The organism is Actinomadura geliboluensis (genome assembly GCF_005889745.1).
GTDB classification, from domain to species: domain Bacteria; phylum Actinomycetota; class Actinomycetes; order Streptosporangiales; family Streptosporangiaceae; genus Spirillospora; species Spirillospora geliboluensis.
This window is the reverse complement of the sequence record NZ_VCKZ01000665.1, coordinates 1-2,638: the sequence shown is the minus strand read 5'-3', so window position 1 is coordinate 2,638 and position 2,638 is coordinate 1. Positions and strand designations below refer to the sequence as shown.

At 70.6% G+C, this 2,638-nt stretch carries 2 protein-coding genes; both read right to left on the bottom strand.

The annotated features are described in order from the left end of the window. Positions 1 to 908: 908 nt before the first annotated feature. Entirely contained in the window at positions 909 to 2,162 is a 1,254-nt protein-coding gene (locus tag ETD96_RS43245) for a hypothetical protein (RefSeq protein WP_138642266.1), read from the bottom strand. 207 nt (positions 2,163 to 2,369) lie between these two features. Then, positions 2,370 to 2,638, bottom strand: a 269-nt coding sequence (locus ETD96_RS48360; RefSeq protein ID WP_171069529.1) for an Rv3654c family TadE-like protein, incomplete at its 5' end; no start/stop codon positions are given.

The window sequence follows — 2,638 nt, the reverse complement described above, 5'->3', positions numbered from 1 at the left end:
GGCACCTCCCCGCCCAAGCCGCCAGAACCACCACCCTCGCCGCCAAGTCCGGCGCCTTCACCTGACCAGCGGCCGTGCGGCCTCCACCCACATCACTCAACGCCTAAGCACTGGCACCACCCCGTCACCGCCCCACGTCATCAACACTGGACGCCCTACGGGCCCAACCACAGCGCGCCAGACCCACCCGACAACACCAAGAGCCCACAAGCCAGCCAACGCAACCCACGCAACGCAACCCAAGCCCACCCGCCAGCCAGCGCAGACCCGCACGACGACAGCACAGGCCCACACCCTGACCAGCACAAAACCCACACGAGCCCCACAAGAACGCCCGCACGCGCGTGGCGGAGAGCACGCGCGTGACCGAGAACCCCCGCGTGGCTGAGAGCGCGCGGGTGGCCGAGCGCGCGGGTGGCCAAGAACGCGGGCGCGCACGTGGTGGAGAGCGCGCGGGTGGCTGAGAGCGCGCGGGTGGCTGAGAGCGCGCGGGTGGCCAAGACGCGGGCGTGACCGAGAACGTCCGCGTGGCGGAGAGCGCGGGCGTGGCGGAGAGGCGGCATGGCGGAGACGCGGCGTGACCCAGACACGGCGTGACCCGGAGCGCGGGCGTGGCGGAGAGCGCGGGCGTGGGCCCAGAGCGCGGGCGTGGCCGTGGCCGAGATGCTGTGGTTGCGCATGCCCTTCCGGCCGCACCGTGTGGCCGGCGCAACCGAGTGGCTCGCATCGCTGGACACGGCAAACGGCCGCGCAAGCAACCACGACAGGCCGGGCCTGTCGGAGGCAGCAACGAGAGCCGCCGACTCCCAAGCATGGCTAGACAGAGCTCGGCTAACGCATGCCCACGGACCTTGCGCCCCCGCCTAGCCGCAGCGCTTCATCAGTCTCTAGAAGGGCACGCCAGCGGATCACTTGCGGCGGCGGCCGCCGCGCTTGGGTTTGTTCTCCGGGGCGGCAATCCGGACGTTCACGCCGCTGGGACCCTTGCCCGGACCCGCATGGCGGCGGGCGGGCTTGGTCTTCGACGCAGGACGTCCACCGTCCTTCGTCCCGGCCGGCTTGGCCGACGCGACAGCGGACATGACCGGGGCCGTCTTGGCGCGGGCCTCAGCGCGGGCGATCTGCTCGCGGGCCTTCTTGACCCGCTTGCGGCCGGTTCCACCGCGCGCCATGCGGGCCGCCATGCCGTTGCTGCTCGTACCCGCCTGGGCGACGCGCAGGCGGCGCGTCCAGGTGCCGAGGTGCGCGGCGACGATCAGGAGCACCAGCGCGATGCCCACGCTCTTGCCCCACTGGAGCCGGTCGGTCGCCGCGACGTTCTGCGCCTTCGGCGTGTCGGTGGCGATCTGCGGTGCGGGGTAGGCGAAGCCGGGCGTCGCGCCTTCCGGCTGGACGGACGGCAGCGTGATCGGCGACTCGTTGTTGAACGGCGTCAGCGGCGTACTGGCGCTGGGCACGCTGGAATTCGACGGCAGGGACGGAGCCGCGCCGCCCGGAACCGTCGAGCCGACTCCGCCGCCCACCATGGCCGACGCCGTGGAGGTGGGGGAGTACAGCGATCCGCCGTCCCCGTTGGACCGCTGCGCCCGGACACCCACGGAGACCACACCGCTCGACCTGGTCAGCGACAGGGTGGTGGAGCAGCTCGTCCCCTGGCAGAGGGAAGCCAGGGAACCGGACCTGGACTTCACGCCGGAACCCGAGAGCGCGTAGCCGGTGAGATCGTCCTCAACGCCCCGGCTCCATTTCACGGCGAGCTTGCTGCCCGACACGGTCGCGCTGACGCCGCCGGGGGCGGCCGGGGCGATCCGCACGGTGAAGGTGTTGGAGTCGTAGACGTGACCGGTCTGCTTGCCCCGCAGAAAGACCTTGTAGGTCCCGTTCTGGGTGATCGGGAAGGTCCCGGACATGTCGCCGGAGAAGCCGCGCTCCGCAAGGAAGGTGTCACCGAGCCCGGGGCCGCTCACCCGCAACTGCATCGTGATCGCGAAGTCGAAGTGGGCCTTGGCCGTCACCTGGGAGCCGCTCGTGATCACCGCACCGTCCGCCGGGGTGATCACACTCGTCGAGGCGGCCTGCGCGGGCAGAGCGCCGAGGATCGGGAAGCTCATCGCAAGGGGCGCCGCGAGCGCGATCGCACCGATCCTGCGAATGATGGTCACGCCTCAGTCCCTTCGACAGTGTCCTGCTCGTCTCATCCCGCCGGGCCTCGCGGGGGCACACCGCTTCTGGTGATAACTATGCGCTTACGGCAGCGTAACGTACCACTGGGTAGCAGAAGTCACAGGACGATGACAAAGCGAAACGTGTTGGCATCCTCCGCGACTCCTCCCATCCTATTGACAATCAGTGCAACGAGTCGTGTCGCGTCAGGGTACGCCGTCCCGTCCCACAGGACCAGCCCTGGCCCGAGAAATGACTCGCAAGTCCCCGATCCCCATCGGCACCTTCAGCCGGACGGTCACCGTGACCTCGACGTCGTCACCCCTGACCCGGCACTGCGCCAACCGCGCACCGGAGCCAGCCGCGATCTCCCGGGCCCGCGCACACGCCGAACGACCACCATCCGCCACCCGCGCCGCCGCGGCCAGCGCGGCCATATCGGCGGCTGGCGATGTAGCGCGGGCCGGTCTCGTCC